General features: G+C 72.8%; 21 protein-coding genes and 1 pseudogene. 13 read left to right on the top strand and 9 right to left on the bottom strand.

Features of this window, described 5'->3' with window-relative positions; genetic code table 11:
- The first annotated feature begins 85 nt into the window (after positions 1-85).
- The 4 genes from AB0J71_RS10835 (at position 86) to AB0J71_RS10820 (ending at position 4,128) form a co-directional block, all read left to right on the top strand.
- Positions 86-1,000 (top strand): zinc-binding dehydrogenase, encoded by a 915-nt coding sequence (locus tag AB0J71_RS10835; RefSeq protein WP_364413810.1) that lies wholly within the window; start codon positions 86-88, stop codon positions 998-1,000.
- A gap of 97 nt (positions 1,001-1,097) precedes the next feature.
- A complete protein-coding gene (locus AB0J71_RS10830) occupies positions 1,098-2,627 on the top strand; it encodes an amino acid permease (protein ID WP_352325930.1) in 1,530 nt (509 codons plus the stop codon).
- A gap of 117 nt (positions 2,628-2,744) precedes the next feature.
- Complete coding sequence (locus tag AB0J71_RS10825; RefSeq protein ID WP_364413808.1) at positions 2,745-3,581, top strand: alpha/beta hydrolase; 837 nt, start codon at positions 2,745-2,747, stop codon at positions 3,579-3,581.
- On the top strand, positions 3,574-4,128 hold the full coding sequence (locus AB0J71_RS10820) for a TetR/AcrR family transcriptional regulator (RefSeq protein ID WP_352325928.1): 555 nt from the start codon (positions 3,574-3,576) through the stop codon (positions 4,126-4,128). The genes AB0J71_RS10825 and AB0J71_RS10820 overlap by 8 nt, the downstream gene beginning before the upstream one ends.
- 4 nt (positions 4,129-4,132) lie before the next feature.
- Here AB0J71_RS10820 and lipB read toward each other — a convergent pair whose 3' ends face one another.
- Together lipB and AB0J71_RS10810 are read right to left on the bottom strand one after the other, a co-directional pair.
- Complete coding sequence (gene lipB / locus AB0J71_RS10815) at positions 4,133-4,768, bottom strand: lipoyl(octanoyl) transferase LipB (RefSeq protein WP_352355707.1); 636 nt, start codon at positions 4,766-4,768, stop codon at positions 4,133-4,135.
- Positions 4,765-5,313, bottom strand: a complete 549-nt coding sequence (locus tag AB0J71_RS10810) for a TetR/AcrR family transcriptional regulator C-terminal domain-containing protein (RefSeq protein ID WP_352325925.1) — start codon at positions 5,311-5,313, stop codon at positions 4,765-4,767. The genes lipB and AB0J71_RS10810 overlap by 4 nt, the downstream gene beginning before the upstream one ends.
- 67 nt (positions 5,314-5,380) lie before the next feature.
- Between AB0J71_RS10810 and AB0J71_RS10805 the strand changes: the two are divergent.
- A pseudogene (locus AB0J71_RS10805) lies at positions 5,381-6,733 on the top strand (FAD-dependent monooxygenase); the annotation flags it as partial.
- 21 nt (positions 6,734-6,754) lie between these two features.
- Here AB0J71_RS10805 and AB0J71_RS10800 read toward each other — a convergent pair.
- From AB0J71_RS10800 to AB0J71_RS10790, 3 genes are all read right to left on the bottom strand, one after another.
- Positions 6,755-6,943 (bottom strand): PspC domain-containing protein, encoded by a 189-nt coding sequence (locus AB0J71_RS10800; RefSeq protein ID WP_352325923.1) that lies wholly within the window; start codon positions 6,941-6,943, stop codon positions 6,755-6,757.
- A gap of 62 nt (positions 6,944-7,005) precedes the next feature.
- A complete protein-coding gene (locus AB0J71_RS10795) occupies positions 7,006-7,515 on the bottom strand; it encodes an HAD domain-containing protein (protein WP_352325922.1) in 510 nt (169 codons plus the stop codon).
- Positions 7,512-8,432 (bottom strand): AraC family transcriptional regulator, encoded by a 921-nt coding sequence (locus AB0J71_RS10790; protein WP_364388383.1) that lies wholly within the window; start codon positions 8,430-8,432, stop codon positions 7,512-7,514. The genes AB0J71_RS10795 and AB0J71_RS10790 overlap by 4 nt, the downstream gene beginning before the upstream one ends.
- Before the next feature lie 75 nt (positions 8,433-8,507).
- Between AB0J71_RS10790 and AB0J71_RS10785 the strand changes: the two genes are divergently transcribed.
- Both AB0J71_RS10785 and AB0J71_RS10780 read left to right on the top strand, forming a co-directional pair.
- Complete coding sequence (locus AB0J71_RS10785; RefSeq protein ID WP_352321035.1) at positions 8,508-9,320, top strand: NAD(P)H-binding protein; 813 nt, start codon at positions 8,508-8,510, stop codon at positions 9,318-9,320.
- Between the two features lie 109 nt (positions 9,321-9,429).
- Positions 9,430-10,254, top strand: coding sequence for an undecaprenyl-diphosphate phosphatase (locus tag AB0J71_RS10780; protein WP_364413806.1), 825 nt, complete (start codon positions 9,430-9,432; stop codon positions 10,252-10,254).
- Here AB0J71_RS10780 and AB0J71_RS10775 read toward each other — a convergent pair.
- Both AB0J71_RS10775 and AB0J71_RS10770 read right to left on the bottom strand, forming a co-directional pair.
- A complete protein-coding gene (locus tag AB0J71_RS10775; protein WP_364413804.1) occupies positions 10,251-10,937 on the bottom strand; it encodes a hypothetical protein in 687 nt (228 codons plus the stop codon). The genes AB0J71_RS10780 and AB0J71_RS10775 overlap by 4 nt on opposite strands.
- 80 nt (positions 10,938-11,017) lie before the next feature.
- Positions 11,018-11,983 (bottom strand): hypothetical protein, encoded by a 966-nt coding sequence (locus AB0J71_RS10770; protein ID WP_364413802.1) that lies wholly within the window; start codon positions 11,981-11,983, stop codon positions 11,018-11,020.
- Positions 11,984-12,054: 71 nt separating this feature from the next.
- Here AB0J71_RS10770 and AB0J71_RS10765 point away from each other — a divergent pair, with 71 nt between their 5' ends.
- Positions 12,055-12,669: a TetR family transcriptional regulator gene (locus tag AB0J71_RS10765; RefSeq protein WP_364413800.1), complete on the top strand. Its 615-nt coding sequence runs from the start codon at positions 12,055-12,057 to the stop codon at positions 12,667-12,669.
- On the opposite strand, the gene AB0J71_RS10760 is transcribed toward AB0J71_RS10765, so the two are convergent.
- Positions 12,618-13,769 carry an MFS transporter gene (locus AB0J71_RS10760; protein WP_364413798.1) on the bottom strand — a complete coding sequence of 384 codons (1,152 nt, stop codon included), beginning with the start codon at positions 13,767-13,769 and terminating at the stop codon, positions 12,618-12,620. The two genes, AB0J71_RS10765 and AB0J71_RS10760, sit on opposite strands and share 52 nt — an antisense overlap.
- An 89-nt stretch (positions 13,770-13,858) precedes the next feature.
- Between AB0J71_RS10760 and AB0J71_RS10755 the strand changes: the two genes are divergently transcribed.
- The 3 genes from AB0J71_RS10755 to AB0J71_RS10745 are packed head-to-tail and all read left to right on the top strand — an operon-like array spanning position 13,859 to position 17,236.
- Positions 13,859-14,176: a helix-turn-helix transcriptional regulator gene (locus AB0J71_RS10755; RefSeq protein WP_352321025.1), complete on the top strand. Its 318-nt coding sequence runs from the start codon at positions 13,859-13,861 to the stop codon at positions 14,174-14,176.
- Positions 14,163-16,550, top strand: a complete 2,388-nt coding sequence (gene hrpB / locus AB0J71_RS10750; RefSeq protein ID WP_364413796.1) for an ATP-dependent helicase HrpB — start codon at positions 14,163-14,165, stop codon at positions 16,548-16,550. Before AB0J71_RS10755 ends, hrpB begins: the two co-directional genes overlap by 14 nt.
- Positions 16,547-17,236: a hypothetical protein gene (locus AB0J71_RS10745; protein WP_364413794.1), complete on the top strand. Its 690-nt coding sequence runs from the start codon at positions 16,547-16,549 to the stop codon at positions 17,234-17,236. Before hrpB ends, AB0J71_RS10745 begins: the two co-directional genes overlap by 4 nt.
- Positions 17,237-17,250: 14 nt before the next feature.
- Here AB0J71_RS10745 and AB0J71_RS10740 read toward each other — a convergent pair whose 3' ends face one another.
- Positions 17,251-18,429 (bottom strand): pyridoxal-phosphate dependent enzyme, encoded by a 1,179-nt coding sequence (locus AB0J71_RS10740; RefSeq protein ID WP_364413792.1) that lies wholly within the window; start codon positions 18,427-18,429, stop codon positions 17,251-17,253.
- 57 nt (positions 18,430-18,486) lie between these two features.
- On the opposite strand from AB0J71_RS10740, the gene AB0J71_RS10735 reads away from it, so the two are divergent.
- Both AB0J71_RS10735 and AB0J71_RS10730 read left to right on the top strand, forming a co-directional pair.
- Positions 18,487-19,314, top strand: coding sequence for an SPFH domain-containing protein (locus tag AB0J71_RS10735; protein ID WP_364413790.1), 828 nt, complete (start codon positions 18,487-18,489; stop codon positions 19,312-19,314).
- Complete coding sequence (locus AB0J71_RS10730) at positions 19,307-19,480, top strand: hypothetical protein (protein ID WP_352321015.1); 174 nt, start codon at positions 19,307-19,309, stop codon at positions 19,478-19,480. The genes AB0J71_RS10735 and AB0J71_RS10730 overlap by 8 nt, the downstream gene beginning before the upstream one ends.
- The last annotated feature ends 7 nt before the right edge of the window (positions 19,481-19,487 follow it).

Raw genomic sequence — 19,487 nt, 5'->3', positions numbered from 1 at the left:
CCCTCCTTGCAACCGGACTGTCGGTCCCCATAGTATCCCGCAATGAAGCGGACCGCCGGTCCGCATGGTTGCGGGAGGACTTCGTATGCGCGCACTGGTGGTCGGCCCGGGGGCCGTGGGGCGGCTCGCCGACGTCCCCGAGCCCGTTCCGGGGGCCGGGCAGGCACTCGTCGAGGTGCGGCGGACGTCGGTCAACTTCAGCGAGCTGCGGCACATGGGCCGCCTGCCGGAGGGCGTCGTGCTCGGCTACGACGCCGCCGGGGTGGTGCTGCGGCCCGCCGCCGACGGCACGGGCCCGGCCGAGGGCGCGCGGGTGGCGGCGTTCGGGGCGGGGGCGTGGGCGGAGCGGGCGGCGTTCGACACCGGCTCGCTCGCCGTGGTGCCCGACGGGGTGGACCTGGCGGTGGCCGCCGCCCTGCCGATGTCCGGCCTGTCCGCGCTGCGCTCACTGCGCGCGGCCGGCGTCTCACTCGGATCGCGCGTGCTGGTGACGGGCGCGTCCGGCTCGGTCGGGAGGCTGGCCGTGCGGCTCGCCAGGCTGGCCGGGGCCCACGTCGTCGCCTCGGTGAGCTCCCCCGGCCGCGCCCCGGCTTTCGGCCCGGACGTGCACGTCGTCACCAGCCTGGACGGCGTGGCCCCCGTGGACGTCGTGATCGAGCTGGTCGGCGGCCCGGCCCTGGTGGCCGCCTGGGGCCTGCTCAAGCCGGGCGGCAACCTCCAGAGCGTCGGCTGGGCCGGCGGGCAGCCGGCCGTCTTCCCGCCCGGCTCCACCTTCTCCCTCGGCCCCGCCCGCTCGATGAACTCCTTCGGCGACGTCGCCTCCCCCGGCCCCGACCTGGCCTTCCTGCTCGGCCTCGTGGCCGCGGGCCACCTGACCGTCGAGATCGGCCGGCGCGTGCCGTGGGACCGCCTGGACGAGGCCGCCGCGGCCCAGCTCGACCGCACGGTCACGGGCAAGGTCGTGCTCGACGTCGGCCCGGCGGGACACGTTCTCTCCTGACCACATCGAAACTCATCTGTCACGCCTTGTCCCTCGGGAAGAAATGGTCTAGACCTAGACCAAACAGAGCGTCCTCCGCGCCCCCCAGGGAGACCTCATGTCACTCGAAGAGGATTCCAGGCGACTCGCCGAGCTCGGCTACAAGCAGGAGCTGGCCCGGACCTGGAGCGGCTTCTCCAACTTCGCGATCTCCTTCTCCATCATCTCGATCCTCGCCGGCTGCTTCACGACCTTCGGGCAGGCCTGGAACAACGGCGGCCCCATCGCCATCTCGTGGGGCTGGCCGCTGATCTCCGCGTTCATCCTGATCATCGGTTTCTGCATGTCGGAGCTGGTCTCGGCGTTCCCCACGGCGGGCGGCATCTACTGGTGGGCCGCCACCATGGGCAAGCCGGTCCACGGCTGGTTCACCGGCTGGCTCAACCTGATCGGCCTCATCGCGGTCACCGCGTCGGTCGACTACGGCTGCGCCACGTTCCTCAACATCACGATCAGCCGCCTGACCGGCGGCGCGTGGGAGGGGACGCTCCCCCAGGCGTTCCTGCTGTTCGTGATCATCCTCATCCTGCACGCGCTGATCAACATCTTCAGCCACCGGCTCATCTCGCTGCTGCAGAACATCAGCGTGTGGTGGCACGTCGCGGGCGCGGTCGTCATCGTGGCGATCCTGGTCTTCGCGCCGTCCGAGCACCAGTCGCTCGGCTTCGTGTTCGGCGGCACGATCAACAACTCCGGCTTCGGCGACGGCGAGAGCGGCGTGCCCTTCTGGCTGTACGTGCTCCCGCTCGGCTTCCTGCTCACCCAGTACACGATCACCGGGTTCGACGCCTGCGCCCACGTGTCGGAGGAGACCCAGGGCGCGGCCAGGACGGCCGCCCGCGGCCTGTGGCAGTCGATCTTCTACTCGGCGATCGGCGGCTGGGTCCTGCTGCTGGCCTTCCTGTTCGCCGCGACCAACGTGGACGAGATCAACAAGCAGTCCGGCTTCGTCGGCGCCATCTTCGAGACCGCGCTCTCCTCCCCGCTGGCCACCGCGATCTTCGCGATCTCCACGATCGGCCAGTTCTTCTGCGGGATGAGCTGCGTGACCTCGATGTCGCGCATGACGTACGCGTTCTCGCGGGACGGCGCGGTGCCCGGCTGGCGGCTGTGGTCGAAGGTGGACCGCAACCGCACCCCGGTCAACGCGATCCTGGCCGGCTGCCTCATCGCCGCCCTGATCACCCTGCCCGCCCTGTACGCCCCGGCCGGATCGACGACCCCGGTCGCCTTCTACGCCGTCGTGTCGATCGCGGTCATCGGCCTCTACCTGGCGTTCCTCATCCCGATCTGGCTGCGCCTGCGCATGGGCGACGCCTTCCGCCCCGGCCCGTGGACGCTCGGCCGCAAGTACCGGGTGCTGGGCTGGATCGCCTGCGTCGAGATCGTCATCGTGTCGATCTACTTCATCATGCCGTTCTCCCCGGCCGGCGTGCCGGGCAACAAGGACTTCACCTGGACGTCGGTCAACTACGCGCCGATCGCGGTCGGCGTCGTGCTGATCGGCATCTGGTTGTGGTGGAGCCTGTCGGCCAGGCACTGGTTCACCGGCCCGCGCCGCACGATCGACGAGGTGCCGATCTCCTGACCACCCCTGTGGGCGGGCACGGCCGATCCCGGCCGTGCCCGCCTTTTCGCTGCTTGACACCCGTTGGCTAAAGGGTTTAGCTTTAGGGCTATAAGGGTTAGCCGAGAGGGGTTGGACATGACGGAGTTCCTGACGGTCGAGGGTGGACAGCTCGCCTACGACGTGACCGGCGAAGGGCCGCTGATGGTGCTGGCGCACGGCATGGGCGTCGGACGGCAGTCGTTCAGGTTCCTGGTGCCCGAGCTGGTGGCGGCGGGCTTCCGGGTGGCGACCCCCGACCTGCGCGGCCACGGCGAGTCCAGCCGCGACTGGCCCTCCTACACCCGCGCCGACGTCGCGGGCGACCTGCTCGCGCTGGTCCGCCACCTGGGCGGCCCGGCGGTGCTGGTGGGCCACTCGTTCGCGGGCGGGGCCGTCACGATCGCCGCCGCGCAGGCGCCCGAGCTGGTCAGCGCCGTGGTGGAGATCGGCCCGTTCACCCGGGTGCAGAAGATCGACGGCGGCGGCCTGCTGCGCAACGCCCACCACCGCAAGGGGACCATGCTGCTGCTCGGCGCGGCGCTCCTGCGCAGCGTCCGGCTGTGGAAGAAGTACCTCGACCACGCCATGCCCGGCGTCAGGCCCGCCGACCACGCCGAGCACGTCGCGGCGCTCGAAGCCGACCTGCGCCGGCCTGGCCGGATGGCCGTGGTCTCCAAGATGGGCCAGGTCCCCCCTGCCGACGCCGGCGCGCGGCTCCCCGACCTGACCCGCGACGTGCTGGTCGTGATGGGCACCCTCGACCCCGACTGGGCCGACCCGCGCGCCGAGGCGGAGGGCATCGTGGCGGCCATGCCCGCCGGGCGCGGCCGGATCGCCATGATCGAGGGCGCGGGCCACTACCCGCACGCCCAGTTCCCGGCCCAGGTGGCCGCCGAGGTGCTGGCGTTCGCCAAGGAGCGCGTCCGTGCCTAGGGCCGCGTTGTCGAAGGACACGGTCGTCGACCTGGCGGTGCGCGCGGTGGACGAGGGCGGGCCCGAGGCCCTGACCCTCTCGGCGCTGGCGGCCCGCGCCGGGGTCGCGACGCCGTCGCTGTACAAGCACGTGCGCAACCTGGCCGAGCTGCGCGAGCTGCTGTCGGCGCGGATCACCGACGAGATCTCCGGCGAACTGGCCCAGGCGGTGCTGGGCCGCTCCCGCGACGAGGCCGTCGGCGCGCTCATGGACGCCTGGCGCGCCTACGTCACCCGCCACCCGCACCGCTACGCGATGGTCATCCAGCAGCCGCACCCCGGCATGCGGGAGTCGGGCGAGCGCCTGATGGACATCATGCTCGCGGCGCTGCGCGGCTACGGGCTGGAGGGCTCCGACGCCATCCACGCGGCCCGCTGCCTGCGCGCGACGGCGCACGGGTTCGCGGTGCTGGAGGCGTCGGGCGGGTTCGGCCTTCCCGAGCTGCTCGACGACAGCTACGACCTGCTCAAGCACATGGTCGTGGCCGGGCTGACCACTCCCCGCTGAGAGCTCAGGACGCCTCGAAGGCGGCGGCCACGGCGGGCCGCACGTCCTGCATGGTGATGTCGCCCAGCTCGCGCTTGAGCGAGGTCATGTCCACGTCGGGCATGCCGCAGGCCACCGCCCAGTTCCAGGGCGTGAGGTCGCCGTCGACGTTGAGCGCGAACCCGTGGCTGGTGACTCCCCTGCTCTGGCGCATGCCGATCGAGATGATCTTGCGGCCGGTCGCGGACGTCCAGACGCCGGTCAGCAGCTCCGAGCCCGGCGGGGTGTCGCGCCGCTCGGCGGGCAGGCCGAGCTTGCCCAGCGCCTCGACCAGGCGCAGCTCCACCTCCCGCACGTAGTCGACGATGCCCTCGTCCTCGCCCAGCTTGACGATGAGATAGCCCACGAGCTGGCCGGGGCCGTGGTAGGTGAGCTGCCCGCCGCGCCCGGTCTCCAGCACGGGGATGCCGCGCGCCGGGTCGGGCAGATGCTCGGCGGGGGTGCGCCGGCCGACGGTGTAGACGGGCGGGTGGCTGAGCAGCCAGAGCGTGTCCGGCCGTTCGTCCCGCTGGCGCTGCCCGACGAGGTCGGTCATGCGCTCCATCGCCGTGTCGTAGTCGACGAGATCGTCCTGGAGAAGTGTCAGCGGCCTTGCCCTCATCCTTCGAGGATAAGACGCATCCCGGACACCAGCGCACGCAGCCCGAACTCGAAGTCGCCGTCGGGGTCCTCCTCCGGCCGCGCGTCGAGCGGCACGGCCGGGCCGCGCTCGTCGATCGCCGAGCCGAGGGCGAACCTGCCGACCGCGATCAGCGCCCTGACCGCCTGCTCGCCGGTGAACCCCGCCTCGGTCAGCGGCCTGATGAGCGCCGGGAGCTCGGCCAGCCGGCGCGGCGTGGGCCGGGACCCGGCGTGCACGAGCGCGCCGTCCCGGTACGACAGCAGCGCGGCGCGGATCACCCGGCCGCGGGACATGAGCCAGTTGTCCCATTCCTGCCCCGGCTCGGGCACGTCGAGACGCTCCAGCGGGTCGGCGAGCATCTCCTCGGCCATCTCGTCGAGCAGCTCCTGCTTGTTCTTGAAGTGCCAGTAGAGGGCCGGCTGCTTCACGCCCAGCTCGTCGGCCAGCCTGCGGGTGGTCAGCCCGTCGATGCCCACCTCGTTGAGCAGGCGCAGGGCCGCGCGTACCGCCGTCCGTCGTTCCACGCTTGACAACTTATCAAGGATAAGGCTTTATCGGTGATAAGCATTTATCGTTGATAAGGAGACGTGGATGGACGTCGTCATCGCCGGAGCCGGCCCGGTCGGGCTGATGCTGGCCTGCGAGCTGCGCCTGCGCGGCGTGCGCACGCTCGTGCTCGACCGGCTCGCCGCCCCCACCGGCCTGTCCAGGGCGCTCAACCTGCACCCCCGCTCGGTCGACACCTTCGCCATGCGCGGGCTGCTCGACCGGCTCGGCGACGCGCCCCGCCTGGACCTGCAGCACTTCGCCGGCCTGCGGGTGCTCGACCTGACGGCCACGCGGACCCCGCACCCGTACGGGCTGCTGGTGCCGCAGTCGCGGGTGGAGGAGATCCTGGAGGCGCGGGCGCTGGAGCTGGGCGCGGAGATCGTCCGGGGGCGGGCGGTGACCGGCCTGACGCAGGACGGTTCGGGCGTGACGGTCGAGACCGGCGACGGCACGGCGTACCGGGCGGGCTGGCTCGTGGGCTGCGACGGCGGCCGGAGCACGGTGCGCAAGCTGGCCGGGATCGCCTTCCCCGGCACCCCCGCCAGCCTGGCCGCCTACGTCGGCGACGTCACGGTGACCGGCGGCACGCCGACCGGCTGGGTGCGCACCGGCCACGGCCTGTGCCAGTGGCCGTTCGTCCGGCCCGACGGCACGACCAGGATCCTGACCGTCGACCACGGCCGGGTGCACGCGGACAGGGACGCCCCCGTGACGATCGAGGAGTTCGCGGCCAGCGTGCGCCGGCACCTCGGGGACGCCGCCCCCGAGATCACCGGGGCGACCTGGCTGTCCCGCTTCTCCGACGCGGCCAGGCAGGCCGAGCGCTACCGGGCCGGCCGGGTGTTCCTGGCCGGCGACGCGGCCCACGTGCACATGCCGTTCGGCGGCCAGGGGATGAACACCGGCCTCCAGGACGCCGTCAACCTGGGCTGGAAACTGGCCCTGGCAGTGCGCGGGACGGCCCCGGCCGGGCTGCTCGACAGCTACCACGCCGAACGGCATCCGGTGGCCGCCGCCGTCCTGGCCAACACCCTGCAACAGGTCGAGCTGGCCGCGCCGGACGCCGGGACGACCCGGTTGCGCGACCTGTTCGCCCAGCTCATGACCGTCCCCGAGGCCAACAGGATGCTGGCCGAAGACGTGAGCGCGGTGTCGGTGCGGTACGCGCCGGGCCCGAACCCGCTCGTCGGCGCCTTCATGCCCGAGAGCCTGCGCCTGGACGACGGGCGCGGACTGCTCGTCACCTCCGACCCGGCCCTGCTCGCCGCGGGGGCGCGCTGGGCCGACCGGGTGGACGTGCTGCCCGGCGACCGCGGGCTGCTGGTGCGGCCCGACGGTTACGTGGCCTGGGCCGAACCCTGCGCGGAGCCCGCCGAGGCGGCGCTCACGCGGTGGTTCGGCGAGCCGGCGGGCGCGTCAGTGGGAGTAGCCCCTCGGCTCCTCCGGGACGAGGATCCACATGGCGACGTAGACCACCCAGAGCGGGCCGGGGATGAGCGACAGCAGCAGCCAGAGGATGCGGACGAGGGTCGGGGGCAGGCCCATCTTGTCGGCGAGCCCGCCGCAGACGCCGGCCAGAATCCTGTGCTCCCTTGAGCGGTACATGCTGTTCCTCCGTGTCGTGATGACCTACCGGTAAAACGGCCAGCAGTGCCGCCGATATCCCGCTAGGGACCCTGAGAAAACCCTGTAAGGGTCAGCCACTGATGAGCCATGCCCAGATGTTCCCTGGTCAGTCCATGTCTGGGATCGACGTGGATCAACAGGAAATTCTCCAGACCCTGATCGACCCTGAGGTACTGCTCGTCCTGCGCCCACACCTGGTCGTCGAACCACACGAACGGCCGCCGCCCGGCGTACGCGGCGACGTGCGGCGTCTTGAACATCTCGCCGTGCTCGGTCCTGGGCCGCTCGGGGCCCATGGTGACGACCGGGAGCGTGGGCAGGCCGATCCTGGGAGAGATCCACTCGTTGGCGTGCTGCTCCCAGGTGGTGGCCCAGACCAGCTCGGCGCCCGTGGTCAGGGCCAGGTCGAGCAGCCGGCGGCCGTGGCGGGGGTTGAGGTGCACGGTGTAGACGTCGGTGCCGATCGTGCAGCGGTAGCGCCGGAAGTCGGGCGTGGGGCGGCCCATCGGGTTGAGCACGCCGTCGACGTCGAGCAGCAGCAGGGGCTTCACCTCGCCGCTCCGGCCCGGTGCTCCTGGGGGCTGACGCCGCGTACGCGCTTGAAGGCCGCGCTGAGCGCGAACGGGCTGCCGTAGCCGACCTTCCTGGCCACCGAGCCGATCGTGGCGTCGGGCTCGCGCAGCAGGTCGGCGGCGAGCGCGAGCCGCCAGTCGGTGAGGAAGGACATCGGCGGCTCCCCCACCAGGTCGGTGAACCGCCTGGCCAGCGCCGCCCTGGAGACCCCCACCTCGGCGGCGAGGGCGGCGACCGTCCAGGGGTGGGCGGGGTTGTTGTGCAACATCCGCATCGCCCTGCCCACGATCGGGTCGCCCATCGCGCGGTACCAGGCGGGCGCCTCGTGGGTGGCGAACCATGACCGCAGCACGGCGATCAGCAGCAGGTCGAGCAGCCGGTCGAGCACCGCAGACTGGCCTGGGTCGTCCTTGACGATCTCGGCGCCGAGCAGCGCGATGACCGGCCCGCCGGGCTGCACGAGGAGCTGGGGCAGCGCGTCGAGCAGGCGCCTGCTGACCTCGCCCTCCAGCGTGTAGGTGCCGGTGATCAGCACGGTGCCGCCCGCCGGGTCGTTGCCCCAGGTGCGCACGCCGAGGTCCATCGACTGGTACAACGACTCGCCGTCGACGGTGGTGCAGCGCTGGCCGGGGTGGATGACGATCTGCGGCGCGGTGCCGGGGGCGTCGGCCACCACGTACGGCTCCGGCCCCCGCAGGATGGCGACCTGCCCCGGTTCGAGGCGGGCCGGCTCGCCCTCGTCCGGCAGCACCCACGCCTCACCGGACACCAGGGCCACCAGCGTGAGCGGGGCCTCGTCCTGGATGCGCATCGACCACGGCGGGTCGAGGATGGACCGGAGCAGGAAGGCGCTCCGCGCTCTCGGTCCGTCGAGCAGTGCCGCGAGCTGATCCATGGGCTAGACGATCGCATATGCCAACGCGCTTCTCAACCATGGAGAGTCTTATGGGTATGACGGCTTACTGGATGCATGACGATTCTGGTTCTGGGCGGAACCGGCAAGACCGGCCGCCGTGTCGCTGACCGGCTCACCTCTCTCGGCCTTCCCGTGCGGATCGGCTCCCGCTCGGCCACGCCGTCCTTCGACTGGGCGGACCGCTCCACCTGGGCCGCCGCGCTCGACGGCGTCGAGTCCGTGTACGTGTCCTACTACCCCGACCTGGCGTTGCCCGGCGCGTACGAGGACGTCAGGGAGCTCACCCGGCTCGCCGTGGACGCCGGGGTGCGGCGGCTGGTGCTGCTGTCGGGCCGCGGCGAGCCGGGCGCGGAGGCGAGCGAGCGGACCGTGCGGGAGTCCGGCCTCGACTGGACGATCGTGCGCTGCGGCTGGTTCATGCAGAACTTCAGCGAGGGCTTCCTGCTCGGCCAGGTCCTCGACGGCGTGCTGGCGATCCCGGTGCCCGACGTGCCCGAGCCCTTCGTGGACGCCGACGACATCGCCGACGTGGCCGTGGCCGCGCTCACCGAGGACGGCCACGCGGGCCGCCTGTACGAGCTCACCGGCCCGAGGCTGCTGACGTTCGCCGACGCGGCGGCCGAGCTGTCGAAGGCCACGGGCCGCACGATCACCTCGATCGAGGTCACGCCGCAGGAGTACGTGGCCGGGGCCGTGGCGGCGGGCGTGCCGATCGCCGAGGCCGAGGGCCTGACCGGGCTGTTCACCGAGGTGCTCGACGGCCGCAACGCCCACGTGGCGGACGGCGTCCGGGAGGCGCTCGGCCGTCCGGCCCGCGACTTCGCCGACTACGCCAGGGCGAACGCCGCGGCGTGGGCCGCACGCTGAGGGCGGGCCGGCTCTCCCCCGGCCCGCTCAACCTGCTGGCCGGGCAACTGCGCGGCCCCCGTTTCCGCTAACCTCACCCTGGTCACTCCCGTAACCGGAAGGTGTAGTCGTGATCGGCTGGCTCGAAGCGGTGGTGCTGGGGCTCGTCCAGGGGCTCACGGAGTTCCTGCCGATCTCCTCCAGCGCCCACATCCGTGTGGTCTCGGCCTTCTTCGGCTGGCAGGACCCGGGGGCGGCCTTCACGGCGGTCATCCAGCTCGGCACCGAGGCCGCGGTGCTCATCTACTTCCGCAAGGAACTGTGGGAGATCATCTCCACCTGGGTCCGCTCGCTGTTCGACCGGGAGCTGCGCGGCCACTGGGCGGCCCGCATGGGCTGGTACGTCATCGTCGGCACGCTCCCGATCGGCGTGCTGGGCCTGGCGTTCAAGGACCAGATCGAGACCGTCTTCCGCGACCTGCGCGTGGTCGGCACGACGCTGATCGTCTTCGGCTGCATCCTGTGGTTCGCCGACCGCACCGCGCGCAACAAGCTCACGCTGGAGAAGCACCTCAGCTTCACCCACGCCATCGTCTACGGCTTCGCGCAGGCGCTGGCCCTCATCCCGGGCGTCTCCCGCTCGGGCGGCACGATCACGGCCGGCCTGCTGCTCGACTACCGCCGCGAGGACGCCGCCAAATACTCGTTCCTGCTGGCCATCCCGGCCGTGCTGGCCTCCGGCGCGTTCGAGCTGAAGGACATCGGCGAGGGGCAGGCCCCCGCGTGGGGGCCCACCATCCTGGCGACGCTGATCTCGTTCGCCGTCGGCTACGCGGCGGTGGCCTGGTTCCTGAAGTACATCAGCACCCACCGGTTCACCGCGTTCGTGATCTACCGCATCCTGCTGGGTTTCTTCGTCATCCTGGCGGTCACCCTGGGCTGGATCCCGGCCTAGGCCGACACGGCCGTCCGGTCGACGGCGACCGAGGGGTAGTAGGCCGCCCACGCCTCGTCGCCCATGCGCAGCACTTTCAGGCCGGTCCAGCCGAGGCCGATGACGGGCAGGGCCCAGAACAGCACGGTCACGGGGCCGTACTCGATGGGGAAGGAGACGACGTACCCGACGAAGACCAGCAGCGGCACCCACCAGCCGACGAACCCGGCCCGCCACACCGCGACGACCAGCAGCGGCAGGCCCAGCACGGCGAAGAACATCCACGGCATCTGGAAGCCGAAGATCACGCCGGGCAGGTTCAGCATCTCGTCGAGGATCTTCTGCGCCTGCTCCGGCGGGTTGTGCCGGCCCAGCCACCACTCGACGGGGTCGATCATCAGCAGGGCCGATGTCGAGATGTAGCCGATGGCCGTCGCCGCGCCGGCGATGTGGCCGAGCACGGTGGCCTTGCGCCTGGTGAGGTGCACCAGGGCGACGGCCGCCAGGCCCATGAGCATCCAGCTCCAGTGGTAGAGCGCGGACTCGGCCTGGGCCAGCGCGGGGTTGTCGCCGTAGCTGACCGCCTCGCGGGAGTCGCCCCACGTGCCGGGGTCGATGACGACGGCCACGAACTGCAGGAGCGGGGCCGCGATGAGCAACGTGCCCGCCGCGACGCGGCGGAAGGTCACCTGGTTCCTGAACATGGCGGCGACGGTACGTGCCGCCGCCGCCACCCGTCGTCCGCCTGCGGGGCGACCGCCGGTCACCTCCGAGGCGGAGAAGATCAGACCACCACCGGCGCGCGCGGGGCGGCGGGGGCCGGCTGCGCCCGGCGTCCGGGCAGGGCGAGCAGGACCAGGCCGAGCAGCGCCCACAGGGCCAGCACCCCGACCGGCGTCCACAGGGCGGCCCCGCCGAAGAACACCGTGTTGCACACCGCCTCGGCGGCCGGGCCCACGGGCAGGACGCGGCCGACGGCGGCGTACCACTCGGGGATGTAGCGGGCGCCGAGCGGCCCGCCGCTCGCCGGGAGCCCGATCGGGACGAACAGCAGCGCCGCCACCCCGACCCCCGGCGTGCCGATGACCTTGACCAGCCCGGCGACCACCAGGCCGACCGCCAGCGCGATGCCCGCCGAGACCGCCACCAGCGGGACGAAGCTGCCCGGCAGCGCGCCGAACATCACGTCGGCCAGCCACGCGACGGCCGTGCCCGCCACCAGCGAGCCCGCGGCCAGCACGCCCGCCCGCGCCGCCACGCCCAGTCCCGGCGCGACCCGGGCGAGCAGCACGGCCAGCGCGATCCCCGGCAGGAGCACGCTGAGCACGTAGAACATGCCGGAGATGCCGCCGGCGTCACCGGGCGGCAGCGGGACGGCGTCCTCGACCTGCAGGGTGCGGCCCTGCGCCTGCGCCGCCCCCTGGAAGGCGGCGGTGATCACCGTGGCGCCGGTGCGGCCGCCCGCGCTCGCCACCACCAGCCTGCCCTCTCCCGGGACGAGCACGGCGTCGACCTCCCGGTCCAGCAGCGCGGCCCGGGCGGCCTCGGCCGACCCGTACGGGCTCAGCGTGAACGCCCCCGGCCGCCGCCCGTCGATGCCGCTCTGGAGCTGCCGCACCTGCTCGGCGGGCGCGACGACGGCGACGGGCACGCCGTGCGGTTCCGGCGCGTGGAAGGCCCCGAGGAACGACCCGGCGAACACCATCCCCAGCAGCGCGACCCCGACCACGAGGCCAATGATCCTGCGCATTTTTCACCACCTGATGACTTCATCGATGTTGAATTCGAGGGTAGATGAATTCCACGTGGTTGAATAGCCCCATGGCCGAGGAACGCGGAAGACGACCGGGAAACCCGCAGACCAGGCAGGAGATCCTGGAGGCGGCGATGGAGTCCTTCGCCGCCCACGGCTACGGCGGCACCACCATCAGGGCCGTGGCGCGGGCCGCGGGCGTCGATCCGGCGCTGGTGATGCACTTCTTCGGCAACAAAGACGGCCTGTTCGAGGCCGCGATCAAGGCCAGCATGCCGGTCGCGCTGATGGTCGGCGCCCTCGACGGCGACGCGTCCGGCATCGGCGAGCGGCTGGTGACCCGCTATCTGGAGTTGTGGGAGGACCCGCGGCACGGCCCCCGGCTCTCGGCCGTGCTGCACGCGGCCGCCGCCACCCCGGCGACGGCCGCGCTGCTGGAAGAACTGCTGGGCCGGGAGCTGCTGGCCCCGATCGCCCGCCGGCTGCCCGGCGCCCATCCCGAGGTCCGCGCGCTGCTGGCGGCCTCGCAGCTGCTCGGCCTGGCCATGATCCGCTACATGCTCCGGCTCGACCCGCTGGCCTCGCTGCCCGCCGGCCAGGTCGCGGCCCTGACCGCGCCCAACGTCCAGCGTTACCTGACGGGCACGCTCTCGCTCGACGACATCGCCGCCGCCCGGGGGTAGGTCGCCAGGGTGAACAGCAGCGCCGCCACGCCGAGCCCGGTGGCCAGCACGACCACCCCGGCCCGGCCGTAGGCGTCCAGGGCCACGCCGCCCGCGATGCCGGCCGCGAACAGGCCGACGTACTGGGCGGACGACAGCAGGCCGAGCCCGATCGGCACGTTGTCCGGCACCGCGGCCACCGTCCTGAACTGCTGGGCCGGCGCCACCAGCCAGCCGAGCGCGCCCCACAGGAACGCCCAGACCAGCGCGATCGGCAGGGCCAGGTTCGCGACGGGGATCAGGGCCATGAAGACCGTGGAGGCGGCCAGGCCGATCAGCACCATCCTGCGCGGCCCGTAGGCGTCGGTGAGGCGCCCGCCGAGCTGGTTGCCCACGATGCCGCCGAGCCCCCACGCCCACAACACGGCCGGCAGCGGCAGGTCGAACAGCGACCCGATGTAGGTGTAGGCGGTGAACCCGGCGCCGAACATCAGCAGCTGGGTGACCAGCACCACCAGCACCCGCCGGTCGGCCAGCGGCGCGAAGCGCTCGCCGAGCCGTCCCGACACGGCGACCCGGACGTCCGGCACGAGCGCCGCCACCCCGGCGAAGCCGATCACGCCCAGCCCGACGACCAGCCACATCGTCGCCCGCCAGCCGGAGACCGAGCCCAGCCAGGTGCCCAGCGGCACGCCGACGGCCGAGGAGACGCTCAGCCCGCCCATCACCAGCGCCAGCGCCCGGCCGCGCCGGTCGGGCGAGGTCAGCGCGTTGGCCACGCCCGAGGCGGTCGGCGTGAACATCGCCGCGCCGGCCGCGGCCACCACCCGCGTGGCCATGACCAGCGCGTACGTCGGAGCCAGCGCGGTCAGCACGTTGCCCGCGACGAACACGGCCAGCGCCAGCAGCAGCAGCCGCTTGCGCGACAGGCGGGCGGTGAACGCGGCCAGCAACGGGGACAGCACCGCGTACGCCAGGGCGAACACGGTCATGAGCTGCCCGGCGGCGGACGTGGAGATCCCGAGGTCCGCGGAGATGGGGGTGAGCAGCCCGGCGGTGACGAACATGCCAGTACCGATGGCGAAATTTCCGGCAGCAAGGGGATAGAGCCGGGAACTCATGGAACCTCCAGCCAATTAGTTGGACGGACATCAAACTGTCATTACAGTTGGATAGTTGTCAAACAATCAGAGCGAGGTAGGGTTCCACCATGCGCCTGCTACCGCACCCCGCGAAGGAGGACATCCAGCTCACCGAGGTCCTGCGTGCGCTCGCCGACCCCGTCCGGCTGGAGATCGTGGTCCGCCTGGCCACCCTCGGCGAGATGACGTGCACCGCCGCGGGCGACCATCTCGGCGTCCACAAGTCGACGGCGTCCCACCACTACCGCTCGCTGCGCGAGGCCGGCGTGATCGTCTCCAAGCAGGAGGGCCGGCTCAAGTACATCAGCCTGCGCCGCGGTGACCTCGACGAACGTTTCCCCGGCCTGCTCGACTCCGTGTTGTCGGCCTCACATGCCCCCGCCTGACCGGCTGCCGATCCACGACGCGCTCCCCGAGCTGCTCGCCACGCTGGAGCGCCACGGCACGGCGGTGCTCACCGCGCCGCCCGGCACGGGCAAGACCACGGTCGTGCCCCTGGCGCTGGCCGAGGCCGGGCTGCGGGTGCTGGTCGCCGAGCCCCGGCGGCTGGCCGTGCGCGCGGCGGCCCGGCGCATGGGCGTCAGCTACACGATCCGCGGCGAGCGGCACACCGGAACGAACCCCATGGTCGAGGTGGTCACCACCGGCGTGCTGCTCCAGCGGCTCCAGCGCGACCAGGAGCTCACCGGGGTCGACGCGGTCGTGCTCGACGAGTGCCACGAACGCCATCTCGACGCCGACACCGCGCTCGCGTTCCTGCTCGACGTGCGCGAGACCCTCCGTCCCGACCTGCTGCTGCTGGCCACGTCGGCCACCGCCGACGCGGCCCCCTGGTCACAGCTGATCGGCGGGCCCGTGGTGGCCGCCACGGGGACGGCCCATCCCGTGGAGACCGTGTGGGCGCCGCCGGAGCGTCCGGTCGCGCCGCCCCACGGCCTGCGCGTCGATCCGGCGCTGCTGTCGCACGTGGCCTCGGTCGTCCGGCGGGCGTACGCCGAGCGTGACGGCGACGTGCTGTGCTTCCTGCCCGGTGTGGGGGAGATCGCCCGGGTCGCCGGGATGCTGGGCGACCTCGACGTGCTCCAGGTGCACGGTCAGGCGCCGGCGCGCGTCCAGGACGCCGTCCTGTCGCCCGGGGCCGGCCGCCGGGTCGTGCTGGCCACGTCGGTGGCCGAGTCGAGCCTGACGGTGCCGGGCGTCCGCGTGGTGGTGGACTCAGGGCTGGCCCGGGAACCCCGTACCGACCACGCCAGGGGGCTCGGGTCGCTCACCACGGTCAGGGTCTCGAAGGCGTCCGCCGACCAGCGCGCCGGCCGCGCCGGGCGCGAGGCCCCCGGGGCCGTGTACCGCTGCTGGACGGCGGCCGAGCACGAACGCCTGGCCGACCACGCGCGGCCGGAGATCGCGCTCGCCGACCTGACCGGGTTCGCCCTCCAGGCGGCCTGCTGGGGCGACGCGGACGCGGCCGGCCTCGCCCTCCTCGACCGGCCGCCGCCCGCCGCGATGGCGGCCGCCGTCCGCACCCTTGAGGCGCTGGGCGCGCTGGAGGCCGGCCGGGTGACCGGTCGCGGGCGGCGCATGGCGCTCGCGGGCGTGCATCCCCGCCTGGCCAGGGCCCTGCTCGACCTCGGCCCGCGGGCCGCCGAGGTGGTGGCGCTGCTGTCGGAGCAGCTGCCCAGGGACGCGGGCGACGACCTCGCGGAGGTCTGGCGTACGGCCCGCAGGGGCGGCACCGGCTTCGCGGCCCGCTGGCGCCAGGAGACCAGGCGTCTCGCCCGCGCCTCCGGCCAGGAGTCGCAGGCGCGGGAGGTGGGTGACGACGCGCTGGCCGGGATGGCGGTGGCGCTGGCGTTCCCGGAACGGGTGGCACGGCGGCGCGGCGGCGGCTATCTCATGGCGTCCGGCACGCAGGCCCAGCTCGCCGAGGGCTCCAGGCTGTCCACCGCGCCGTGGCTGGCGATCGCCGTCGCCGACCGGCCCACGGGCTCGGCCTCGGCCCGCGTGCGCCAGGCCGTGGTGATCGACGAGGAGATCGCCAGGCTGGCCCTGCCCGTCACGGTCGAGGAGGATGTCGCCTGGCGGGTGCCGCCGGGTGAGCGGCGCGGCGACGTGTCGGCCCGCGTGGTCGAACGCCTGGGCGCGATCGAGCTGTCCGCCACGCCGCTCAAGGACGCCGACGTACGCCCCGCCATCCTGCACGGCCTGCGCACCGAAGACCTCCTGACCTGGACGAGGCAGGCGAAGGACCTCAAGGACCGCCTGACCTTCGCCCACCGCGCGATCGGCCCCCCGTGGCCCCCCACCGACGACCTGATCGCCCTGGCCGACCAGTGGCTGGAGCCGGAGCTGTCCAGGGCCCGCCGCCGGGCCGACGTCGAGCGCATCGACGTGGCCGCCGCCCTGCGCCGCCTGATCCCGTGGAGCGAACGCCTGGAGAACGTGGCCCCCGAACGCGTCGAGGTGCCCAGCGGCTCGCAGATCAGGATCGACTACTCCGGCGAGCAGCCGGTGCTGGCGGTGAAGCTGCAGGAGCTGTTCGGCTGGCAGGAGACGCCGCGGATCGCCGGCGTCCCCCTGCTGGTCCACCTGCTCTCCCCGGCGGGCCGTCCGGTGGCGGTGACCGCGGACCTGGCCTCGTTCTGGCGTGAGGGGTACCGGTCCGTACGGGCCGAGATGAGGGGCCGCTACCCTAAGCACCCATGGCCGGAGGACCCGCTCACCGCGCCGCCGACCCGCCGCGTCAACCGGAGCAGACCTTGATCGACGAAGCCGTCCGCGACAACGCCGCCTGGTGCGACACGATGTGCCGGGCGCACGGCCGTCCCGGCGTCTTCGGGCCGCTCGCCTGGACCAACCCGGCCAGGACGCCCGTCCTGTACCCCGACGCCGTCACGCTCTCCCCCGACGCCGGGCCGGCCGACGTGCTCGGCCACATCGACGCGGGCTCGGGCGCCTCGGTGAAGGACAGCTTCGGCACGCTCGACCTGCCGGGCTTCGACGTGCTGTTCACCGCCCAGTGGATCGCCCGGCCCGCTCCGGACGCGCCCCGGCGTCCCCTCCGGGCGGCCACCGGCGACCCCGTCGTGTGGGAGGTGGCCGCCGACCCCAGGGCGCTGGAGGAGTGGGCGCAGGCCTGCTTCTCCGGCGGCGCGCCCGGCCTGTTCCCGCCCGCGCTGCTCGACGAGCCGCAGGTGCGGCTGGTGTGCGGCCGCATCGGGGCCGACGTGGTCTGCGGCGCGGCGCTCAACGCGAGCGGCACGGTGACGGGCGTCTCGAACGTCTTCGCCTCGGGCTGCGACGAGTCCGCCGCCTGGGAGGGCACGGTGGCGATGGCGGCCGAGCTGTTCCCCGGCCGTCCGCTGGTCGGCTACGAGAGCGACCCCTCGGCCGCACTCGCCCACGGCTTCACCACCCTCGGGCCCCTCCGCATCCTGCTCAAGCCCTGACAGACCGGGCGCGGTCAGTCCGTCAGGTCGGCCACCGTCAAACCGGTGCGGACCGGATGGGTCGCCTCGCCCACCCCCATGTCCTTGAACCCGCTCGACGTGCCCACGCACACCACCGGCCCGTCGAAGTCCCGGCGCAGCTTCCGGTAGCCCGCCAGGCCCGCCGCCCCCGACAGCTCCTGCCAGACGCCCTGCCGCGCCAGGTCCCGCTGGGCGGCGCGCATCTCGTCGTCCGTCACGAGCACCGCCTCGCCGCCGCTGTCGCGCACCGCCAGCACGCCCCGGTGGCCGCCGACCGACCCCGCGATCCCGTAGGCACGGCTGGCCCCCAGCTCGACGACCGCCGCGGGTGAGCCCTCGGCCAGGGCCCGCGCGTTGGGGCCGCCCGCGGCCGGCTCGCAGGAGAACATCCGCGGCACGTCCCCGGACAGCCCGAGCAGCCGCAGCTCGGTGAAGCCTTTCCACATCCCGAACAGCAGCTCGGCGTACCCGGTGGGCGCGAAGACCGCCGCGGGCGCCCGCCGGAGCTGCAGGAACAGCTCGTACGCGATCGTCTTGTAGCCCTCGGGGCCGAACGGGTGGCCGGTATGGGTCACGGTCTGGTTGCTGACCGGGTGGTAGCCCAGCCGGTCCACGACCTCCCGCAGCAGCGGCCACCGCTCCTCCGCCGGCACGGAGAACACCTTCGCCCCGTACGCCCGCACGAACGCCTGCACGCCGGCCGGCGAGTCCGCCGAGGCGAGCACGATGGCCGGCAGCCCGGCGCGGGCGGCGTACGCGGCGGCCGAGGCGCCGTGGTTGCCGGACGAGGCCACCACCACCCCCGCCGCCCCCTCCGCCAGGGCCGCGCTGACCGCCACCCGGTTCAGCCGGTCCTTGTGCGACCAGGTCGGGTTCCGGGACTCGTCCTTGACGTAGATCCCGTCGAACTCCAGCAGCGGCGTCCCGCCCTCCCCCAGCGTCGGCGCCTCCAGGGACGGCAGCAGCGGCGACCACCGCGCGATGTCCGGCCCCGGCTCCTGGTCGAACAGACCCTTGTCCAGGCGCGCGTAGTCGTAGACGACCTCGACCGGATAGGCCAGCTCGGCGGTGCTGGTGCGCGGGCAGCCCCTCGTGAGCGGCGGGGACAGCGGGAACTCGATCGAAGGGTCACCCAGCGAGCGCTGGCGGATGGCAAGTGAAGATCCGTTCACGCGCATGGAGTTTATATGGCTATCATGGTGATATCACTTCGATAGCAAGGAGTCGCGATGGAACGTCGTGCTTTCCGGGTCAACGGATTCCTCGTCCTGCTTGTCCTCCTCCTGCTGGGCGGCGCGGCGCTGGTCTCGATCGAGACGCTCGGCATAGCCTGGATCGTGCTCTTCGCGCTCGTGGCCTCCGGCTTCACCGTGGTCAACCCCAACGAGGCCAAGGTCGTGCAGTTCCTCGGCCGCTACGTCGGCACGGTCAACGTGGCGGGGCTGCAGTGGGTCACGCCGTTCACCACCAAGCGCCGCATCAGCCTCCGGGTGCGCAACTTCGAGACCGCCAAGCTCAAGGTCAACGACGCCGACGGCAACCCGGTCGAGATCGCCGCGGTGGTGGTCTACAAGGTCACCGACACGGCCAAGGCCGCCTTCTCCGTCGACGACTACGAGGAGTACATCGCGATCCAGTCCGAGGCCGCCGTGCGCCACCTCGCGACCACCCACCCGTACGACTCGCACGAGCCCGAGCGCACCAGCCTGCGCGACGGCGCCGAGGTCGCCGGCGAGCTGACCGCCGAGCTGCGCGAGCGCACCGAGCTGGCCGGCATCGAGATCCTGGAGGCCCGCATCACCCACCTGGCCTACGCGCCGGAGATCGCCCAGGCCATGCTGGTGCGCCAGCAGGCCAGCCAGGTGGTGGCCGCCCGCACCAGGATCGTCGAGGGCGCGGTCGGCATGGTCCAGCTCGCGCTCGACCGGCTGGCCGCCGAGGGGGTCGTGGAGCTCGACGAGGAGCGCAAGGCCCAGATGGTCTCCAACCTCCTGGTCGTCCTGTGCGGCGACCGGGCGACCCAGCCGGTGGTGAACGCCGGCAGTCTGTATGCCTGAGCGCAAGAAGCTCCTGCTCCGCCTCGACCCGGCCGTCTACGACGCCATCGCCAAGTGGGCGGCCGACGACCTGCGCAGCATCAACGCGCAGATCGAGTTCGCGCTGCGGCTGGCGTTGAAGGAGGCCGGGCGGGAGCCCGGCAGGGGCTCTCGCAAGGAAGAGTGAAAACCTG

It is taken from the genome of Nonomuraea sp. NPDC049637, from assembly GCF_040675235.1.
In the GTDB taxonomy this organism is placed as follows: domain Bacteria; phylum Actinomycetota; class Actinomycetes; order Streptosporangiales; family Streptosporangiaceae; genus Nonomuraea.
Note: the sequence above shows the minus strand (reverse complement) of the source record. Positions and strands in the feature narration are given on the sequence as shown.